This is a genomic window from Noviherbaspirillum sp. ST9 (assembly GCF_048799745.1).
GTDB lineage: Bacteria > Pseudomonadota > Gammaproteobacteria > Burkholderiales > Burkholderiaceae_D > Noviherbaspirillum.
This window is the reverse complement of the sequence record NZ_JBLWFR010000001.1, coordinates 83797-104298: the sequence shown is the minus strand read 5'-3', so window position 1 is coordinate 104298 and position 20502 is coordinate 83797. Positions and strand designations below refer to the sequence as shown.

14 protein-coding genes are annotated in these 20502 nt (G+C 62.0%); 11 read left to right on the top strand and 3 right to left on the bottom strand.

Going from position 1 to position 20502, the window contains the following annotated elements; translation table 11 throughout:
- Positions 1-57: 57 nt before the first annotated feature.
- The 3 genes from ACNOHI_RS00425 to ACNOHI_RS00415 all read left to right on the top strand — a co-directional run bounded on the left by ACNOHI_RS00425 (position 58) and on the right by ACNOHI_RS00415 (position 5049).
- Positions 58-2838 carry an FAD-binding and (Fe-S)-binding domain-containing protein gene (locus tag ACNOHI_RS00425; RefSeq protein WP_420472653.1) on the top strand — a complete coding sequence of 927 codons (2781 nt, stop codon included), beginning with the start codon at positions 58-60 and terminating at the stop codon, positions 2836-2838.
- 85 nt (positions 2839-2923) lie between these two features.
- On the top strand, positions 2924-4582 hold the full coding sequence (locus tag ACNOHI_RS00420; RefSeq protein ID WP_420472652.1) for an L-lactate permease: 1659 nt from the start codon (positions 2924-2926) through the stop codon (positions 4580-4582).
- A gap of 14 nt (positions 4583-4596) precedes the next feature.
- Positions 4597-5049, top strand: coding sequence for a universal stress protein (locus ACNOHI_RS00415; RefSeq protein WP_420472651.1), 453 nt, complete (start codon positions 4597-4599; stop codon positions 5047-5049).
- A gap of 38 nt (positions 5050-5087) precedes the next feature.
- Here ACNOHI_RS00415 and ACNOHI_RS00410 read toward each other — a convergent pair whose 3' ends face one another.
- Positions 5088-5609: a class IV adenylate cyclase gene (locus ACNOHI_RS00410; protein ID WP_420472650.1), complete on the bottom strand. Its 522-nt coding sequence runs from the start codon at positions 5607-5609 to the stop codon at positions 5088-5090.
- 176 nt (positions 5610-5785) lie between these two features.
- Here ACNOHI_RS00410 and ACNOHI_RS00405 point away from each other — a divergent pair, with 176 nt between their 5' ends.
- The gene (locus ACNOHI_RS00405) at positions 5786-7135 is read left to right on the top strand and encodes a hypothetical protein (RefSeq protein WP_420472649.1); all 1350 of its coding nucleotides are present in this window, start codon (positions 5786-5788) and stop codon (positions 7133-7135) included.
- 32 nt (positions 7136-7167) lie between these two features.
- Here ACNOHI_RS00405 and ACNOHI_RS00400 read toward each other — a convergent pair whose 3' ends face one another.
- Positions 7168-8199, bottom strand: coding sequence for an AraC family transcriptional regulator ligand-binding domain-containing protein (locus ACNOHI_RS00400; RefSeq protein WP_420472648.1), 1032 nt, complete (start codon positions 8197-8199; stop codon positions 7168-7170).
- Positions 8200-8372: 173 nt separating this feature from the next.
- Between ACNOHI_RS00400 and ACNOHI_RS00395 the strand changes: the two genes are divergently transcribed.
- From ACNOHI_RS00395 to ACNOHI_RS00365, 7 genes are all read left to right on the top strand, one after another.
- Positions 8373-9149, top strand: coding sequence for a crotonase/enoyl-CoA hydratase family protein (locus ACNOHI_RS00395; RefSeq protein ID WP_420472647.1), 777 nt, complete (start codon positions 8373-8375; stop codon positions 9147-9149).
- 12 nt (positions 9150-9161) lie between these two features.
- Positions 9162-10085: a DMT family transporter gene (locus ACNOHI_RS00390; protein WP_420472646.1), complete on the top strand. Its 924-nt coding sequence runs from the start codon at positions 9162-9164 to the stop codon at positions 10083-10085.
- Between the two features lie 219 nt (positions 10086-10304).
- Complete coding sequence (locus tag ACNOHI_RS00385; protein ID WP_420472645.1) at positions 10305-10697, top strand: hypothetical protein; 393 nt, start codon at positions 10305-10307, stop codon at positions 10695-10697.
- Positions 10698-10707: 10 nt separating this feature from the next.
- Positions 10708-11469, top strand: coding sequence for a glycoside hydrolase family 16 protein (locus ACNOHI_RS00380; protein ID WP_420472644.1), 762 nt, complete (start codon positions 10708-10710; stop codon positions 11467-11469).
- A gap of 139 nt (positions 11470-11608) precedes the next feature.
- Positions 11609-14923, top strand: coding sequence for a PAS domain S-box protein (locus tag ACNOHI_RS00375; RefSeq protein WP_420472643.1), 3315 nt, complete (start codon positions 11609-11611; stop codon positions 14921-14923).
- 384 nt (positions 14924-15307) lie between these two features.
- A complete protein-coding gene (locus ACNOHI_RS00370) occupies positions 15308-17026 on the top strand; it encodes a methyl-accepting chemotaxis protein (protein WP_420472642.1) in 1719 nt (572 codons plus the stop codon).
- An 80-nt stretch (positions 17027-17106) separates the two neighbouring features.
- The gene (locus ACNOHI_RS00365) at positions 17107-19851 is read left to right on the top strand and encodes a bifunctional diguanylate cyclase/phosphodiesterase (protein WP_420472641.1); all 2745 of its coding nucleotides are present in this window, start codon (positions 17107-17109) and stop codon (positions 19849-19851) included.
- A gap of 29 nt (positions 19852-19880) precedes the next feature.
- On the opposite strand, the gene ACNOHI_RS00360 is transcribed toward ACNOHI_RS00365, so the two are convergent.
- Positions 19881-20351 (bottom strand): Lrp/AsnC family transcriptional regulator, encoded by a 471-nt coding sequence (locus ACNOHI_RS00360; protein ID WP_420472640.1) that lies wholly within the window; start codon positions 20349-20351, stop codon positions 19881-19883.
- Positions 20352-20502 lie beyond the last annotated feature (151 nt).

Below are 20502 nucleotides of genomic sequence, written 5' to 3'. Positions count from 1 at the left end.
TGGCACGCCGCCGTGCACGCGCCGCAGTACCCGAGCAACCGACTGAAGAGAACGACCGTGAATCCATTGATTCAAGCACTGAGCCGCATCCTGCCCGCCCGCCAAGTCATCACGGACGACCTGCGCCGCCTGGCGTATGGCACGGACGCCAGCTTTTACCGGATGACGCCGGAGGTGGTTGCCGTGGTCGAATCCGAGGAAGAGGTGCGGTCCCTGCTGCAGACAGCGCAAGCCCATGCCCGCACGGTGACGTTCCGGGCCGCCGGCACCAGCCTGTCAGGGCAGGCAGTGACGGACAGTGTGCTGGCGCTGATCGGCGAAGGATTTGCCGGTTGTGAAATTGCGCCTGGCGCGGGGACGGTGCGCCTGGGGCCCGGCATCACCGGTGGCGAAGTCAATGCACGGCTCGCGCCGCACGGACGCAAGATCGGCCCCGACCCGGCTTCCATCAATGCCTGCAAGATCGGCGGCATCGCCGCCAACAACGCCTCGGGGATGTGCTGCGGCACCGCGCAGAACAGCTACCGCACGCTGGCCGGCATGCGCGTCACGCTGGCTGATGGCACCCTGCTCGACACCGAGGATGCGGCAAGCGTCGCCGCTTTCCGGAAAAGCCATGCCGCACTGCTCACCGAGCTGGCACAGCTTGGCGCCGCCACCCGTGCCGATGAGAAGCTGGCCGCCCGCATCCGCCACAAATACAAGATCAAGAACACGACCGGTTACAGCCTGAACGCGCTGGTCGATTTCGAAGACCCGATCGATATCCTCGCGCACCTGATGATCGGCTCCGAGGGCACGCTGGGCTTCATCTCGCGCATCACGCTCAATACCGTCCCCGAAGCGACGAACAAAGCGAGCGCGCTGGTGTTCTTCCCGACCATCGAAGCAGCCTGCCAGGCCGTGATTCGCCTGAAGCAGGAATCGGTGTCGGCGGTCGAACTGCTCGACCGCCCCGCACTGCGCTCGGTGGAAAACAAGCCGGGTTTGCCTGCCGTCATACGCAGCCTGGACAGCGATGCCGCCGCGCTGCTGATCGAGGTGCGTGCCGATACCGTTCCCGTCCTGCAGCAACGCATCGACGCGGCGCTTGCCGCGATGACAGGCATCGATACGATCGGCGCGCCGGCGTTCTCCACCGACCCGGCCACCTGCGACATGTACTGGAAAGTGCGCAAGGGCACCTTCCCCTCGGTCGGTGCGGTGCGTCGCGCCGGCACCACCGTCATCATCGAGGACGTGGCCTTTCCGGTCGAATCGCTTGCTGCGGCAACCGTTGACCTGCAGGCGCTGATGCGCCGCCATGGTTACAGCGAGGGCATCATCTTCGGCCATGCGCTGGAGGGCAACCTGCATTTCGTGTTCACCCAGGATTTTTCCGACCAGGCGGAGGTGGACCGTTACGCGCGCTTCATGGACGATGTGTGCGAGCTGGTCGTCGACAAGTACGACGGTTCGCTCAAGGCCGAGCACGGTACCGGCCGCAACATGGCGCCCTTCGTCGAGAAGGAATGGGGCAAGCAGGCGACCGATCTCATGCGCCGCATCAAGCAGCTTTTCGATCCGCAGAATTTGCTGAATCCCGGCGTCATTCTCAACGACGATGCACAGGCGCATCTGAAGCACCTCAAGCCGATGCCGGCCGCCGAGGACATCGTCGACCGCTGCATCGAATGCGGCTTCTGCGAACCCGTTTGCCCGTCGCACCGCCTCACGCTGTCGCCGCGCCAGCGCATCGTCAGCTGGCGCGACCTGTCGCAACGCGCGGCAGCCGGCGAGCACGCGACCCAGGCCGAGGCTGACTTCGCCTACTTGGGCCTCGATACCTGTGCCGGCTGCGGCATGTGTTCCACCGCCTGCCCCGTCGGCATTGATACGGGCGAACTGACGCGCCTGCTGCGCGGCCGCAAATTGGGCGCCACGTCCCGCAAGGTCGGTGAATGGACGAGCCATCATTTCGGCTCGGTCACCGCACTGTCGCGCCTTGGCCTGCGCGCCGGCCAGGTTGCGTCAGGCATCGTCGGCGCCCCCTTCCTTGGGCACGCCACGGGAGGCATGTGGAAGCGCGGCATGCCGCAAGCGGGCAAGGCACCCAATCCATATCGGGGAACGGGCGATCCGGTCGTCTATTTCCCTGCGTGCGGCGGCCGTATTTTCGGCGCCAACTCGACGGGAGAAGCGACGCAGCCCGAAGTCATCATGGAATTGCTGGTGCGCGCGGGGTATGCGCCGCGCCTGCCGGAAGGATTCGACAGTCTTTGCTGTGGCCAGGCGCTGGCGAGCAAGGGCATGTCCAGGGAAGCCGACGACATGGCAAGTGCCGTGACCAAGGCGCTGTTGAAAGCGGCCGACGACGGCCAGGGCGGCTTCTACCCGATCATCATGGATGCCAGCGCGTGCTCGGTGCGCATGCAAAAGCAGCTCGATGCGCGTCTCAAGTTGTACGACTTCCATGAGTTCGCACACGATGCCTTGCTGCCTCGCCTGCGTATCACCCGCAAGCCCGGCCCGATCGCCCTGCATATCAACTGCAGCGTGCGCCGTACCGCATCGGACGCCAAGTTGCGTCGCGTGATCGAGGCCTGCGTCGAACAGGTCGTCGAGCCGGCCGGCGTGACCTGCTGCGGCTTCGGCGGCGATCGCGGTTTTGTCGTGCCGGAGCTGAATGCGCACGCGCTGCGCAAGATCCATGATGCGCTGCCATCGAATTGCTGCGAGGGCGTGTCCACCAATCGCACTTGCGAAATCGGACTGACCGCCGAGACCGGGCGTCCCTATCGCTCCATTGCTTACCTGCTCGAAGAATGCAGCCGGGAGGAGGTCGCGATGCATTGCTGAGGCAATACCGGTTTTTCAGCGTGAAGCGTCAGGCAGAAGACTTGCGCTTCACTTTTCAATTGATTGGATGTTGGAAGAGACTACTATGATTTGGCAACAGATTTACGACCCGTTCGGGAACATGATCATCTCGACCCTGCTGGCGGCAATACCGGTGGTGGTCATGCTGGTGGCACTGGGCTTCTTGCATATCAAGGCACACATCGCGGCGGGCCTCGGCCTGATCGCCGCCGTGATCGTCGCGGTGTTCGCCTACGGCATGCCGATTGGCATGGCGGGCAAGGCAGCCATGTTCGGCGGCTTCACCGGCCTGCTGCCGATCGGCTGGATCGTCCTCAATATTATTTTCCTGCAGCAGCTCGCCGAACAGAACGGCAGCTTCAAGGTCCTGCAAGCCTCGCTCTCGGGCATTACCGACGACCGCCGCCTGCAACTGCTGCTGATCGCCTTTTGCTTCGGCGCATTCTTTGAAGGCGCGGCAGGCTTCGGCACTCCGGTGGCGGTGACCGCCGGCATCCTGATCGGCCTCGGCTTCTCGCCGCTGGCCGCATCCGGCCTGAGCCTGATCGCCAACACCGCGCCGGTCGCCTTCGGCGCGCTCGGCACGCCGGTCATCACCCTCGCGAAGGTGCACGGCTACGACCTGATGGAAGTGACCGCGATGATCGGCCGACAGCTGCCCTTCTTCTCGGTGCTGGTACCGTTCTGGCTGATCTGGGCGTTTGCCGGCCGCAAGGCGATGATGGAAATCTGGCCCGCCATCCTCGTGACCGGCCTGTCGTTCGCCATTCCGCAGTACCTGGTCTCCAACTTCATTGGCCCGGAACTGGTCGACATCATCGCCGCGATCGTCTCGATGATTTCGCTGATCCTGTTCCTGCGCGTGTGGCAGCCCAAGAAAATCTGGACCTCGCCGACCCTGAAAGGCCATGAGCACGACAGCGGCGAAGCCAAGCCGGCTGAACCGGTCGTCACCTACTCCCGCGCTGAGCTGATCCGTGCCTGGACGCCCTGGACCATCCTGACCGTGTTCGTGTTCATCTGGGGCTTGCCGTCGGTGAAGACCTTCCTGAACAACCTCTACGCACCGAAGTTCCCCATTGAAGGCCTGAACAACCTGATCATGAAAATGCCGCCGGTCGTGCCGAAACCGCACCCGGAAGCCGCGGTCTACGTACTCAACCTGCTCTCGGCCACCGGCACCGGCATCTTGCTGGCCGCCATCGTCGGCGCACTGGTCATGAAATACAAGCCCACCGAAATCGTCCGCACCTTCGCCCGCACCTTCTGGCTGGTGCGCTATTCGCTCATCACCATCGTGCTGATGCTGGCGCTGGGTACGCTGACGCGCTTCTCCGGCACCGACACCACGCTCGGCCTGGCATTCGCCAATACCGGCGTGCTGTATCCGTTCTTCGGCACCCTGATGGGCTGGATCGGCGTGGCGATGACCGGTTCGGACACCGCGTCGAACGTGCTGTTCGGCGGCATGCAACGTGTCGCAGCGGAACAGCTCGGCTTGTCGCCCAACCTGATGGGCGCGGCCAACAGTTCCGGCGGCGTGATGGGCAAGATGATCGATGCGCAATCCATCGTCGTGGCATCCACGGCGACGCGCTGGTTCAACCATGAAGGCGACATCCTCCGCTACGTGTTCTTCCACTCGATCGCGCTGGCTGCCCTCGTCGGCCTGTTCGTGACGCTGCAGGCATACGTGTGGCCGTTCACCGCCATGGTCAAATAACTCAGGAGAAAACGATGTACAAACGTATTTTTGTCGCGATCGACGACAGCTCCACCTCGCAAAAGGCGCTGGACGAAGCCATCAACCTGGCCAGCGCCCTTGGCGCGGCCCTGTGCGTCGCGACCGCTACGGACGAAGGACCGTTGACGCAGCATGGAATGGGCCTCGGCTCCTACATCGACGTCGACAAGGTCAAGGATGAAATGCGCGCGGCCAGCACCACGCTACTGCAGCAGGCGGTGGCGAAGGCCGCTACTGCAGGCTGCACGGCCGAGCACATGCTGATCCCGCCCTCGTCGCGCCGGGTGGCGGAGATGATTGCCGAGGCAGCCGGCCAGTGGAATGCCGACCTCGTCGTGGTCGGCACGCACGGCCGGCGCGGCGTCGAACGCCTGCTGGTCGGCAGCGTGGCAGAGAACCTGGTGCGTATTGCCACGACCTCCCTGATGCTCGTTCGCGAGCAATAAGCAGTGCCGTTGATTCTGTCCTGACCGGGTTCGCCTCGTTAATCGCGGCGGCGCCCGTCAAGCAAATCGAAATAAGCGCCTTCAACGAGCTGGGAATCCTGGATTCCCAGCCGCTGCATCAATGAAGCGGCCTCCTCCATGCCAGCCGCTGTCGATTCACCTTCCTCCAGCACCACCTCCAGTTCCATGAACTCCCCGAGTCCTTCCACTATGTCCAGGTGGACGCGTGTCCTGCCGACCATATAAAGCAGCCGCCGCTTTTTCACGCGGCCAAGTTGTCCGCAGGCGAGTGACAAGACTTCCCTGAGTGAACCGGGCGCATCCGTTTCTGACAATACGTAGAAGGACTCCTTGGGCCCTTGTTCATTCGCGCGCCGATAAAAAATCAGTTGCCCGATCCCATCGGCAAACTCCCGCAGTTTCAAACGGCCTTCTTCGCATCTGAAAAACGTGTCGTCTTGCAGAATCTCTTTTGGCGCTTCTGTCGCGAAAGGCGAGACCTTTTCCGAGAGCGCGGTGACGCTGTCGATGCGCGCCTTGATTTCGATGTTCCTGGCCATGGTTGTAGTCCTGTTGATGCACCCGGGTATGCGCGGGGCCGGAATTATAACTGGATGGATGACGCCGGAACGGCGGCTCGCCCGCATTCATCTAATGTCGTAGTACCGTCGGTCATCGTAACCGGCGCGCGGTCAACAGTGATGGCAGGGAGTCTTCCACAACGAGGAGATCCAAAATGAAGCTAACGCGGATAACGTATTGCCTGGTGCTCGCAGGTATCGCAACGGCAAGCGCCGTCATGCTGGCCTTTTCCGGCGCCGCCTACAGTAATTCGGATGCCCGGCCGGCCAGTCCCGGCATGGGAGCAACACCGGGTAGCGACATCCAAAAGCAAATCGCCGACGGACGGCAGATCTTCCGCTTCGACACCTTCGGCGACGAAGCATTCTGGGGAGACACGCTGCGACTGCACCAGGCCATTGCGGGCCAGAACAACGGCGGTGTCGGCCCCGGTGTGAGTCCGAAAACCGCACTCGCGGTTGGTCTCAAGGTGGACGCCGAAGCGTTGCCCGCGGAACTGCAGCAACAGATCAGTCAAGGCAAAGTCAATCTCGATGACCCGACGACGACCGTGGCGCTGCTGCGGCTGGACGCCGTGGTTGGGGTCAAAGGCCTGTTCGATTCCAGCGGCAACCTCAGGTCGATGGGTGTGCAATGCGCCTTGTGCCATTCCACGGTGGACGATTCGTTTGCTCCCGGCATCGGCAAGCGGCTCGACGGCTGGGCCAACCGGGACCTGGATATCGGCAAGATCATTTCCCTGGCGCCCAACCTCAGGCCCTACACCGACCTGCTGGGAGTGGATGAAGCAACCGTGAAGAAAGTGCTGGCGAGTTGGGGACCAGGCCGGTTCGATGCGCTGCTCGACAAGGACGGCAAGGCTTTCCGTCCGGATGGAGGACAGGCGGGAACGGTGATACCGCCCGCATTCGGTCTCGCGGGCGTCAACCTGCATACCTGGACAGGCATGGGGTCTGTCCCCTACTGGAATGCCTATGTTGCCGTCACCGAGATGCACGGCTCGGGCACGTTTTTCGATGAGCGCCTGAACAACGCCGCGCGCTATCCCGTCGCCGCCAGGGCAGGTACGGGCAACGTGCGGAACACGCCCGACCTGGTCACCGAAAAATTGCCGGCACTGCACGCGTATCAACTGTCCCTTGCTGCGCCCAAACCACCGCAAGGCAGCTTCGATGCCGCCGCGGCCGCGCGCGGGCAACAGGTATTTTCAGGCAGGGCGAAATGCGCGACGTGCCACGTACCGCCGCTTTACACCGAGCCCGGCGACAACTTGCACACGGCGACTGAAATCGGCATTGATGCCTTCCAGGCAGAACGGTCCCCGACGGAAAAATATCGCACCGCGCCGCTCGCGGGCCTGTGGACGCATCAGAAGCCCGGCTTCTACCACGATGGCCGTTTCGGCACCTTGCTCGATGTCGTCGAGCACTACAACCGCGTCAAGCAGCTCGCGCTGACGGACCAGGAGAAGCGTGATCTTGTCGAGTTCCTGAAGTCGCTGTAGGAGAACAGCGAAGCCCGACCGCAAGCGACGACTCAACGTGGACGCGCTCCCTGTCGATACGCTTGCGGCGTGCTGCCGGTCCATTCCCTGAAAGCACGGCAAAACGCCGCGGGGTTGCCATAGCCCAGTTCCAGGGCCAGGTTTCCGATCGGGACGTTCGAATGCATGAGGCGATGAATCGCCACGTCGCGCCGCACTGCATTCTTCACCTGCTGGAAGTGCGTCCCTTCGGCCGCGAACTTCCTGTTCAATGTACGGACAGAGAGATGCATGTAATCGGCGAGGTGCCGGACAGTGGGCGTGCCGTCGAGCCTTTGCTCGAGATATTCGCGCGCGCTGGCGCTCACCGAACCACGGTGGAACGAACGGAAGGCCCAATCCTCCGGCGCTCTCTTCAGGAATGACCACAACTGATGCTTCTCGCGCTTGAAGGAAGATGCGCAATCGTGCCCGGCAAGAAAGATGCTGCTTTCGCTCGCATCGAAACAGATCTCCGACGGGTAGAGATAGACATAGTCGTCGGCATGCCGGGGCCGCGAAAACGCAAGGTCGACGCGCAGGACGCCAATCTCCCTGCCCAGGAGCCAGGAGGCGATGCCGTGCGCCAGCTTCATCATCAGCTCATGGCCGAGGAGTTTCACCGGCACGTCCGCGCCGCGCCTTACCAGGGCAATCCTGACCCATTCATTGCGACGGGACATATGCAAGCGGTAGTCGTCGAGCAGCAGATTCCAGAATCGGACAAAACGGTTCAGCGCAATCAGGACGGTCGGCGCATCCAGCAAGCTGAGCATCAGGTATTTCAAGGTGCCGCCCCGGATCGGCCTCGACCACAAGCCCAGCATTTCGTCGTCCAGCGCAGCAGCGACGCTCTTGTAGAGCGCGACGAATTGCGGACGCGTGATGCGCGCCTCGGGTTCATCCAGCAGGGCCGGCGATATGTTGGCGTCCAGCATTGCCGCGTGCGCCGCACTGGTGCCGCGCTGAACTTCCAGGGATGCCAGCATCGCGCGCAGGAAATGCGCGGAAACGGTAACGGCTGCTTTTGGCGGGGCTTTGGGCATATGCCATTATGGCGCGTTTTGCATATACGTTGGCGCGATCGGCGCACCTCGCTGCAGTGGAGGACCTACACTTTCCCTGCACCTCCTCTTACGCAGCAGCCGATCACTCCGCCACGAGGCGGAAGGAGATGGCGCGCTTTGGCAATCGGCAATTCCACTCTGGAGATAGAACGATGACCCATCCCATCCTCGAAACGCGCATGGAAGACGCTGTCGCCGTCGTCACGCTCAATCGCAGCGAGCGGCGCAATGCATTGGACGAACACGCCATCGCCGAGATTGAACATTTTTTTGCCCATCCGCCCGCCGGCGCGCGCGCGATCGTCCTGGCAGCCAGGGGGCCGCATTTCTGCGCCGGGCTCGACCTGCGCGAGCACCATGCCAAACAACGCAGCCCCGCCGAGTTCATGCGCGTCTGCCAGGGCTGGCATCGGGCATTTGACCGGATACAGCACGGTGGCATACCGGTCGTGGCCGCGTTGCAGGGGGCCGTGGTCGGCGGCGGACTGGAGCTGGCGGGTGCGGCGCACATTCGCGTCGGCGACAGGACGACCTACTTTGCCCTGCCGGAAGGACAGTGGGGCATCTTCACCGGCGGCGGTGCGACGGTGCGGGTGGCGCGGTTGATCACGCCGAACAGGATGATCGAGCTGATGCTGACAGGTCGCGTCATGCGTGCCGAAGAGGGCATGCAAATCGGCCTGCTGAACTATCTGACGGAACCGAGTGACGCGCTGGCGCAGGCAATGTCGCTCGCGCACAAGATCGCCGCGAATGCCCCGCTCTCGAACTACTCCATTGTCGCCGGCATCAACAAGATCTGGGACATGTCGGCAAGCGATGGCTTGTTCACCGAATCGCTTCTCGCGGCCCTGGTGCAGACCAGCCCGGAAGTGCAGGTGCGGCTGTCCGAGTTTGTTGAAAAGCGCGCCGCGAAAGTGGCGGCATGAGGTGACGCGCGCATGTCGCGTTTCAGTGTGAAGCGATGGATTCCTGCAGCCGCGCCTGGCGCGCAGGCGACAGGGATGCTTTGCCTGATCGTGACCTCCGTCGGCTGGGGACTGAACTGGCCGGCGATGAAGATGCTGCTCACCGAATGGCCGCCGCTGTTTGCGCGCGGCACGGCGGGCGTGACGGCGGCCATCGTGATCGGACTTGCCGCGCGTCTCGCAGGTCAAAGCCTGCACGTTCCCGCCGGTCAGGCTGCACGGCTGGCGACGAGCGCCTTTGTCAATGTGTTCGCCTGGATGGGCTTTTCCACGCTTGCACTGCGCTGGCTGAAGGCCGGCCAGGCCGCATTGCTGGTCTATACCATGCCGGTCTGGGTGATCCTGCTTGCATGGCTCATCCTCGGCAAGCGCCCGGCTCTCAAGGGCATGCTGGGACTCGTCCTGTGTTTTATCGGCCTCACCCTGCTGTTCAGCGGGCAGGAGATGGCCATTCGTACCGACCAGATCCCCGGCCTTCTCTTCGCGCTTGCGGCAGCCATGCTGTTCGCCCTTGGGAATGTCCTCCTGAAACCGCCTGTACTGCCGCCGCTTGCTTCCGTGACCTGGCAGCTGCTGATCGGGTGCCTCCCCATGGTGGCATTCGGCTGGTTCGCCGAACACCCTGATCTCTCCGCACTCTCCTCGCGCGGATGGATGCTCATGGCCTACATGACCGCCGTTCCGATGGGACTATGCTACGTCACCTGGTTCGCGGCGCTTCGCCGTCTCGCGCCGGAGACGGCCTCGCTCTCGACCTTGCTCACGCCCGTGGTCGGCGTCCTCGCGGCAGCCATTGCGCTGGACGAACCGTTTGGCGGCAAGGAACTTGTGGCGATCGTCATTGCACTGGCGGGCGTCTGGTTGTCCTTGCGGGGAAAACGAACGATAGAGCCTTAGCGCAAGATTGCTTCCGGATCACGGATGCAGGTCGGCACCGTCGCCATGCGCGTCACGCATCGGGGTTTGACATGCATCAGAGCCGCCGGCATGTCGGCGCTCACAATGAGGACCTCGTCGGCACTTGCATGCGGTGCTTGCCGAGCCGGCCTGGTCGCTTTGCTCCATGCGGGAACACGCGGCGCCCCGGCACACCGCCACCACAAGGAGACGCATGCCATGAACGCTTTTGGTTTGCGCGCGGGCATCGCAGCCCCGCTTCTGATGGCACTGACCTGTTTGCCACTCGGCGCCCAGGAGCGCGATCCTTTCGATACCCTCCCTGATCGCGATCCCCAGGCGTTGCAACAGTTGCTGGATCTCGACGATACGCAGTTGAGCCGGTTGCTTCAGGAAAGCGACGGCGCACGATTCCGTTCAGTCGTATCGGCATTCGATCCGCCCGGAGCGGCGATCTTTCCGCTTTCGCACGGCTTCGCCGGCGCGAGGCAGGCATGCCTCGCCGCACGCACGGCAACCGCCTGCCGTCTCTATGTGACCGACTTGCTCGCGGTCCAGCGCGAGCGGCAGAGCGCAGCTGCTGTCTCCAGCAATCCGTTCACACCCCGCTGAGGAGAAGACCATGCATGCACAATGGATGGGCGCCTGGCTGGGTGTCGCCGCGCTGGGCATGCACGCGGCCTGCCTGGCGCAGGTCGCCCCGGCCGGGCAACCCGCATCAGGATATACGCTGACGTTTTCGGACGAGTTCAACACGCTGAACCGAAGCGTGTGGAACGACCGCATGTGGTACGAGAGTGCGAGTCCGACCATCAATTACACTGTGGAAAACGGCGTTCTCAAGATTTGGCCCATGCGTGATGCCAACGGCAATTTCTTCAACCGCTCGCTCGATACCGATGGCCGTTTTTCCCAGACCAACGGGTTCTTCGAAATCGAAGCGAAGCTGCCTTATGGAAAAGGTCCATGGCCGGCGTTCTGGCTGTTCAACCACATCGGCACGCGGCGGCCGGAAATCGATGTCCTGGAAGCTTACCCCGGCGGCGGCCCGTCTTCCGGCTGGTCGGATGCGAGCCTGCACCCGACCGCGTACGGCATCGCCGTGTGGCGCGACGCAACGTCGCTTGCCGGCTCTGCCGCCGTGCAAACGCCCGACCTTTCGGCTGCCTTCCACAAGTACGGCGTGCGATGGGACAACACGAAGCTCACCTTCTACTTCGACGGTCGCCAGGTCTACAGCGTCAACGCGCGCTTCAAGGATCCCATGTATCCCGTCCTCAGCCTGTGGTTCGGCAGCGCGAGCGGCACACCGGACGCCACGACGCCGGAAGGAAAGACCAACGCATTCGAGATCAACTACATCCGGGTGTGGAAGATACGCTGATGCAAGGCGACAAGCAGTGCGCTTTCTTGCCACGGAGAACGCAACGCCTTGCCATGCGGTGAACCTTGCATTTGTGACAGTGTCTTAACTGCCCGAGCTGTCACCGAAGGATGCCAGCCCAATTGCACAGGTGGCAGTCATGGAACAGCCTTCATCAGACCAATCGGCGCAAGACGCGCAGGAAACCAGCACGAAGAATGCCGATAACGCCCTGTTTTCCTTTACGAACTCCTTGCTGCAAAACAGCAATGATTTGATCGCCGCGGTCGATTCGGAATTGCGGCTGGTGGGGGTCAACGCGCATTTTTTGCACGAGTTCGAATTGGTCTTCGGCATCAGGCTGCACTCGGGGCAACGCCTGGACGAGGTGCTGGCCCACCTGACGCGCGACCGTGACAAGGTCACTGCGCTTTGCCGCAGGGCACTTGCCGGCGAAGCGTTCCGTGTCGTCGAGGACTTCGGGGATGAACACCTGCTTCGCAAGACCTACGAACTGGCCTTCAACCCGATCTTCGATACCCAGCACAAGCCGCTTTTCGCCGCTGTCGTCGTGCGGGATGTGACGCTGCTTCGCGCTAATGAACAGCGCTTCGGCGCCTTGCTCGATGCCGCGCCGGACGCGACGCTGCTCATGCGTAGCGACGGCACCATCGACATGGCAAATGCAACCGCCGAACGCCTGTTCGGCTATGGCCGACAGCAGATGATCGGCATCCCCGTGGAAAAGCTGATTCCGCAACGATTCCATGCCCGTCATATTGCGCAGCGCCACCAGTTTGCGCTGCGCCCCGCGGCAAGATCGATGGGAAGCGGAAGAACCGACCTGCTAGGCTTGCGTGCCGACGGTTCCGAATTTCCGGTTGAAATCAGCTTGAATCCGCTCGATGTCGCCGGGGAAAGGATGGTGGTTGCCGCGGTGCGCGACATGACGCTTCGCCAGACTGCCGAAGATGAACTGCGCGCATTGTCCAAAGAGCTTGAGCAGCGGGTCAAGGAACGTACTGCCGAGCTGGAACAGGCAAACAAGGAATTCAAGGCGACGTTTGAACAGGCTTCCGTCGGCATCGCCCATGTCGGGCCAAACGGCAAGTGGCTACGCGTGAACCAGCAACTGTGCGAGATCGTCGGTTATGCGAAAGAGGAAATGGCAAGCCTGACGTTTCAGGACATCACGCATCCTGACGATCTCGATGCCGACCTGAAGCTGATGTATGCGCTGCTAGCCGGGAGTATTCAATCCTACTCGCTGGACAAGCGCTATATCCGGAAGAATGGCGAGTGCATCTGGATCAATCTGAACGCCTCGCTTGTCCGCGATGGTTTTGGCGCCCCGCACTACTTCATTGCGGTCATCAAGGACATTAACGACCGCCGGCGGGCCGAGGTCGAGCTGCAGCGAAGCAAGGAAAATTTTGAAGTCGCCATCCAGGCCACCGGCCTCGGCATGTACGACTACGCCCCACAGTCGGGGAACATGCACTGGAATCCCGAAATGAAACGCCTCTTCGGCCTGCCGGTGGATGCGCCGGTCGATTATGGCGATTTCATTGACGTACTCCACCCGGCGGACAAGGAGCGTGTGGATGCGGTGATCCAGCAGGCGTTGCGCAGTCCGGCAAGCGCCCGCGTGTCCCTGGAGTACCGGATCATTCGCCATGACAATGGGGTGGAGCGCATCATCGAGGCGCGCGGCCAGGTATTCTTCGACGACGAGGAAAGGCCGGTGCGCTTTATCGGTACGGTGCTGGACATCTCCGACAAACGACGAGCGGAAGTCACGCTGCGCGAAAACGAGCGCGAGCTGCGCCTGCTCTTTGACGCCAGTCCGATCGGCATGGTCAGGCGCGCCTCATCCGGCGAAGTGCTGGAGGCCAATGCCGCCTACCTGCGCATCGTGGGCCTTTCCCGGGACGATCTTGCGGCAGGCCGGGTACGGTGGGACCGCCTCACCGCACCGGAATATCTCGCCGCCGACCAGAAGGCGATGGAACAGGCGTTCGCGCATGGCGTCTCTGACGTCTTCGAGAAAGAATACATTCGCACAGACGGAACGCGGATTCCCGTTTTGCTGGCATTTGCCGCGGTCGGAACGGGCAGGAACCTGGTGGCATTCGTGCTCGACATCAGCGAGCGCAAGGAAGCAGAGGAGCGTGTGCGGCAGACGGCGCTGCACGACCCGCTGACCGGCTTGCCCAATCGCAGCCTGCTGTTCGACTATGCGAAGCATATCTTTGCCCGGGCAAGGCGTGCCCAGCATCATAGCGGCATCCTGTTCGTCGACCTCGATCGCTTCAAGCTGGTCAACGATAGCCACGGCCATGAAGTCGGCGATGAGGTCTTGCGCGAGGTCGCCCGGCGCATGGCCCACTGCACCCGGGCCGACGACATGATCTTTCGGCTTGGCGGCGATGAATTCCTCGTCCTGCTGCCGAAAATCGAGAATGACAAGAATGCCGGTGACGTGGCGCGCCATTTGCTGCATTGCCTGGACCAGCCTTACGAGGTCAGCGGCCTGGTGTGCTCGATCTCAGCCTCGATCGGCATCAGCCTCTTTCCGCGTGACGGGGAAGATCTGGACACGCTGGTCAACAATGCCGATTCGGCCATGTACCAGGCAAAGCTTGCTGGCCGCAACAACATCCAGTTCTATTCCAGGGAACTGGCCGCGCGTGCCCAGCAGCTGACGAAGATCGAGGAGCAGCTGAAATCCGCCCTGAGCGAAGAGTCATTCAGTCTCTACTACCAGCCGGTGATCGACACCGGCACGGGCGAGCTGATCGGCGTCGAGGCGTTGATCCGATGGCCCTACTCCGATATCGGCCCGGATCAATTTGTTCCCATCGCGGAAACGACCGGACACATCGTGCGCCTGGGCGATTGGGTCATCAAGAAGGCCTGCCGCCAGCACAAGGAGTGGCTGGAACATGGACTGCCGGCGATCCCCATTGCGGTCAACGTATCGGCAGTGCAGTTCCGGCACAAGGACTTTGCCGAACAGTTCAAGCAAGCGATGGGCGATTGCGAGGTGGACGCGGCGGCATTGCAAGTGGAGCTGACGGAAACCGCCTTGATGGAAAACCTGGAGCGCGCCGTGGAGGTCCTGGTGCACCTGAAAGCGCTTGGCGTGAAAATCTCGCTGGATGACTTCGGCACCGGCTATTCCAGCCTGAACTATCTGTCGCGCCTGCCGATCAACAAGATCAAGATCGACAAATCATTCGTGCAGCGACTCGAACATGACAACGCCAGCCGTGCAATCACCAAAGCGGTCATTGCCCTGGCCAGAACGCTCGACCTGGATGTGGTTGCGGAAGGGATCGAATCGGAGGCAGCGATGGATTACCTGCGTCAGCACGGATGCAACCAGGCGCAGGGCTACCATGTTTGCAGGCCGGTGCCTTCCGACCTGTTCGAGGAATGGTATCGAAGCCGCGGCAGCGGCGTCACGCACTAGGCTTCCCGGCCTGCCCGACGATCCTTGTCAGCTGTTCCATGCTGGCCGGCTTCACCAGATGATGGTCGATTCGCGCTGCGCTGGCTTTCAGTCATTCCCGGGATGTGATGTTAAAAACGGCAATTTCCAATGGCGAAATGGAAATGGACTGCCAGGAGCACAGCGCCTTCCTCCAGCCGACGTCGCAGCAGAAGCTATTCACGATTGGCAGAACGCCTTGCCACCTGCGAAAGCAGTTGGAGTCATCTCCCCATTGGCGTTCTGGTAACAGGTGTTGGAAATCGATAACGATCGCGATTGGCGAGACAAGTCTTTCTTGCGAACGACTCCACCAGTGGGCACTATTGATGCAGGTCAATTTTACGAACCGCGGGAGACAGGGTCATGGAAGGTCGGAGTATGAAAGTCGGGACACGTCTCGCATTAAGTTTTGGCAGCATATGTGCGCTTTTATGCGTCATCCTTGCCGTCGCCACGAGCAAGCTGTCCACGCTCAATGACGGCACCTCGTCCATTATCGAGGACCGCTGGCCGAAAATTGCGATGTCGAGTGAAATCATGACGCAGACCGACAGGATCGCCATCGCGCTGCGCAACATGATGCTTACCGAGAACAAGGCGGACCGGCAAAAGCAGGTCGACGACATCCTGGATGCGCGCAAGATCATCGCGGCCGATTTCGACAAGCTGGAAAAGATCCTCACCCTTCCACGCGGAAAAGAGCTGTTGCGGCAGGCGCTGGAAGCGCGCGCGAACTATATCGCCGGCCAGGAAAAGCTGATTGCCCTGGTCAATGATGACAAGGTGCAGGAGTCTAGAACGTTTCTGGCCGAGGTACTGCGTCCGATCCTGAAATCCTACAAGGCGGCCCTCACCGAATTGATCGCCTTCCAGGTCGAACTGATTGAAGCCTCCGGCAAGGCCGCAGCGAATACGTATGCGGTGTCGCGCAACCTGATGCTCGGCATCGGCGCGTTCGCGATTCTGCTGGCATCGGCGATCGCTGTGCTGATCACGCGCAGCCTGTTGAAGCAACTGGGCGGCGAACCGGAGTATGCGGCGGCTATCGCCACCCGCATCGCTGCCGGCGACCTGGCGGTGGACGTGCAGATCCAGCCGAACGATCACTCCAGCATGCTGCACGCCATGCGCTCGATGCGTGACAACCTTGGCACGATCGTCACGCAGGTGCGGCAGGGAACGGAAACCATCGCAACGGCATCCGGAGAGATCGCGTCCGGCAGCCTCGACCTGTCGTCACGCACCGAGGAGCAGGCCAGTTCGCTGGAGGAGACCGCGTCGTCGATGGAGGAACTGACGTCGACGGTGAAGCAGAATGCCGACAATGCGCGGCAGGCGAATCAGCTCGCGGTATCGGCCTCGGAAGTGGCGATCAAGGGCGGCGCCGTTGTCACGCAGGTGGTGGACACGATGGGTTCCATCAATACCTCGTCTCGCAAGATTGTCGACATCATCGGCGTGATCGACGGCATCGCGTTCCAGACCAATATCCTGGCCTTGAATGCGGCAGTGGAAGCGGCGCGTGCCGGCGAGGAGGGCCGAGGCTTTGCGGTGGTCGCTTCGGAAGTCCGCAACCTCGCGCAACGCTCCGCGGCCGCCGCGAAGGAAATCAAGGAACTGATCCAGGATTCGGTGGAAAAAGTCGAAAGCGGCACGCGCCTCGTCGACGAGGCCGGTGCGACGATGCAGGAGATCGTCAACAGCGTCAGGCAGGTGACGGACATCATGGGCGAGATCACTGCGGCCAGCCAGGAACAGACGGCAGGGATCGAGCAGATCAACCAGGCGATCGCGCAGATGGACCAGGTGACGCAGCAGAATGCCGCCCTGGTGGAGGAAGCCGCTGCCGCATCGGAAGCGATGCAGGAGCAGGCCGGCCATCTGGTGCAGATGGTCAGCACCTTCAAGCTGAGCGACCGGCACGCGGTATCCGTTCCCGTTGCGGGAATGACTGCCGCCCCCTCTCCCAGGCTGCACGCCCTGAAGCCAAAGCAGCGCGTGCCCGCCAAATCCGTCGCAGCACCGGCGGTCAGGCGCGCTGGACCGGCAAGAACCGGGACGGATGATTGGGAAGAGTTCTGATCCCTGCGCACGTGACGTCCCACAGTTCATGACGCCGTCGCTTCGGCGGCGTCGTCTCAACTTTACAGCGAATTTCTTCCGTGCCTTACAGCTGGTCCATCCGCCGTCATTTGTATGCGCTCGTCCTGGCCGTGGTCGTCCCGATGGCGATACTGCTGGCCTATTCGATTCAGTCAAACGTCCGCAGTCATCTCGCGGACGCCAGTTCCATTACGTTGACGCTTGCGCAAATCTCCGCGGCGGACACCCAGCGCTTTGTCCATGACGCGGGACAGGTGCTCGCCGGCCTGGCCAAACGGCCGAAGGTGCGCGCGCTCGATCCGGCCAATTGCGACGCCCTGCTGCAAGACTTCAAGGAGTTTTTTCCGCAGTTCGCCAACGTTGCCATCGCCGACAAATCCGGCGCGGTCGTCTGTTCGGCGCTGACATCCCGCTTGGGCAAGCGCGCCTCGGTCGCCGGCACGACCTGGCTGCGCCAGGTGGCGGAGGCCAACGCCTACATCGCGGGATATCCGCATATCGGCCCTGTCAGCGGCAAGTGGGTGTCCGTTCTCGCGTATCCCATCCGGGATGAAGATGGCCTCTTCATTGGGGTGGTCGGATTCCCGATTGATCTCGTGCAGTACCGGCCGCTGCAGGCAAACGTCAATCTGCCCAAGGGAACCGTCATCCGCATCATCACCAGCGACGGGACGATCCTCGCCAGCTCGGAATCGCCCAAGGACTGGGTCGGCCGGAAGCTGGATGATGCCGCGCTTGCCGCTCGCATCCGTGAAGAAAAGCATGGACAGGCCTGGACGGGCAGCGGGCTGGACGGCACGGTGTACGGGTATACCCCGGTTCCCGGCACGGACTGGTACGTGGTCAGCAGCGTTCCCGCTGCCACCATTCTCGACGACGTCCTCGCCAATGCGAGCAGGAACAGTGCACTGCTTCTCATGCTCGCGATCATTGCCGGCTTTGCCGCCTACCAGATCGGGCGACGCATCGTTCGTCCGATCATCGATATTGCCGGCACGGCGAAGGCCGTCGCGACCGGCCAGCTCGACCGGCGCGCGCCGGTGGTCGGGCCACGGGAAATCAAGGACGTTGCCGAGCAATTCAACACCATGCTCAGCGTGCGGCAGCGCACCGAAGAAAAGTATCGCAATCTGCTGGAGTCGGCGACGGATGCCATCGTCATCGTCAATGCGGAGGGCCGCATCATTTTCGCGAACGGACAGGCGGAAAACATGTTCGGATTCGCGCACAAGGAATTGGTCGGACAGCAGATCGACGTCCTGGTGCCGCCGGCCCTCCGCCACGCGCACGGGGCCAAGGTGGCCCGTTTTGTCGCTGACCCGCAGTCGCGGCAGATGGCGCCGGGAACGGAATTGCGGGCGATACGAAAGGATGGAAGGGAATTCCCTGTCGAGATCACGCTCAGCCCGCTGATGACCGATGAAGGGTTGATCATCTCCGCCATCGTCAGGGATGTCAGCGAGCGCAAGCGCTACGAGGAACGGCTGGTGTACCTCGCGCAATTCGACGCGCTCACCGGACTGCCGAACCGAAACCTGCTGCGGGACCGCCTGGAACAGGCGTTAAGCCGCGCCATTCGCGACAACAAGCGGGTGGGAGTCATCCTGATCGATGTCGACCGCTTCCAGGAGCTGAATGACACGCTTGGCCACCGGGCCGGCGACGCCCTGCTGAAGGCGATCGGCGAGCGCCTGTCCGCGGCGGTGCCCGACACCGCCACGGTCGCGCGCCCCGGCGGCGATGAATTCATCGTCATGGAGAAGGTCCATGCCGAGGGAGAAATCCTGTTGATGGGCGAAACGATCCAGGAAGCCTTCACCGCGCCGTTTCATCTCGACGGCAAGGACGTCTTCCTTTCCGTCAGCATCGGCATTTCCGTCTATCCCGACGACGGCGCCGACGCCGACACCCTGCTCAAGAATGTCGACGTTGCGATGTACCAGGCCAAGCATGACGGACGCAACACGTTCCGGTTCTATGCCCCGGAAATGGACAAGCGGGCCAGCGAGCACGTCCTGATCGAAAACCATCTGCGGCGGGCACTGTCGCGGAACGAACTGCTGCTCCACTATCAACCCAAGGTGGACGGCCGCAGCGGACGCGTGCTGGGCGTCGAGGCCCTGGCGCGCTGGGAGAATCCCGAGCTCGGCATGGTTCCCCCCGCGCGCTTCATTCCCGTCGCGGAAGAAACAGGGCTGATCGAAAACATCGGCGACTGGATCCTGCGCACCGCATGCGCACAGAACAAGCAGTGGCAGGACGATGGCATTCCGCCGATCGTCATGGCGGTCAACATCTCGGCCACCCAGTTCCGCCGAAGCGACCTCGTGAGGACGGTCTGCGCTGCGCTGGAGGCCACCGGACTGGCCCCGCAATGGCTTGAGCTGGAAATTACCGAGAGCATGCTCATGCAACGCCCGGAAGAAGCCGAAGCGCTCTTGCGCCAGCTGGCGGCGATGGGCGTCGGCATCGCGCTGGACGACTTCGGCACCGGCTATTCCAGCCTGGCTTACGTCAAGCGCTTCCCGGTACGCAATCTCAAGATCGACCGGTCATTCGTACGGGACATTCATACGGATCCAAACGATGCCGCGATTGTCCGCACGGTTGTTTCGCTGGCAAAAAGCATGGAGCTCGGACTGGTGGCCGAGGGCGTCGAGCTGCGTGAACAGCTCGATTGCCTGGCTGCGCTGGATTGCCACGTCTATCAGGGCTACTACTTCAGCAAGCCGGTACCGGCCGAATCCTGCACGTCCTTGTTGCGGCAATCGCTGGCGGGCGTCGCTGGAAACGATTCGCCGTAGCGATACAACGCCTTCCCTGCGCCGGCGCGTCACGTCGCGTCGAGCGGCAGTGACGTCTTGTTGACGACGCGGCGCAGGACAAAGCTTGAATGCACGCCCGTCACACCTTCAATGCGTGTGATCTTGTTGAGCAGCAGCTCCTGATAAGCGTCCAGGTCGCGGACGATCACTTTCAGCTGATAATCCGCGTCCTGTCCGGTAATGAGCAGGCATTCGAGCACCTCCGGCAACGCACTCACCGTCGTTTCAAAGTTTTCGAAACGTTCGGGCGTATGGCGATCCATCGAGATATGAATCAGTGCCATCAAGGTCAGGCCGAGCACCTTGGCATCCAGTAGCGCCCGGTACCCGGTGATCAAGCCCGACTCTTCAAGCGTCCGCATGCGCCTCAGGCACGATGAAGAAGACAGTCCGATGCGTTCGGCAAGGTCCTGGTTGCTGATACGTCCGTCCTGCTGAAGGACATGCAGAATCTGGCGGTCAATGCGGTCGAGATTCATGGCGAATAGGCAATATCTTCAGTGAATGCAAGAATATTTGAAGAAAAATCGCATATCTGCAATTGTATTGCATAATCAGGAAAACATTGCCAATTTTTGCAAGCACTTTGCACGCACTTTCGATTAATCTTTGTCCTGTGCCCACAAGGTC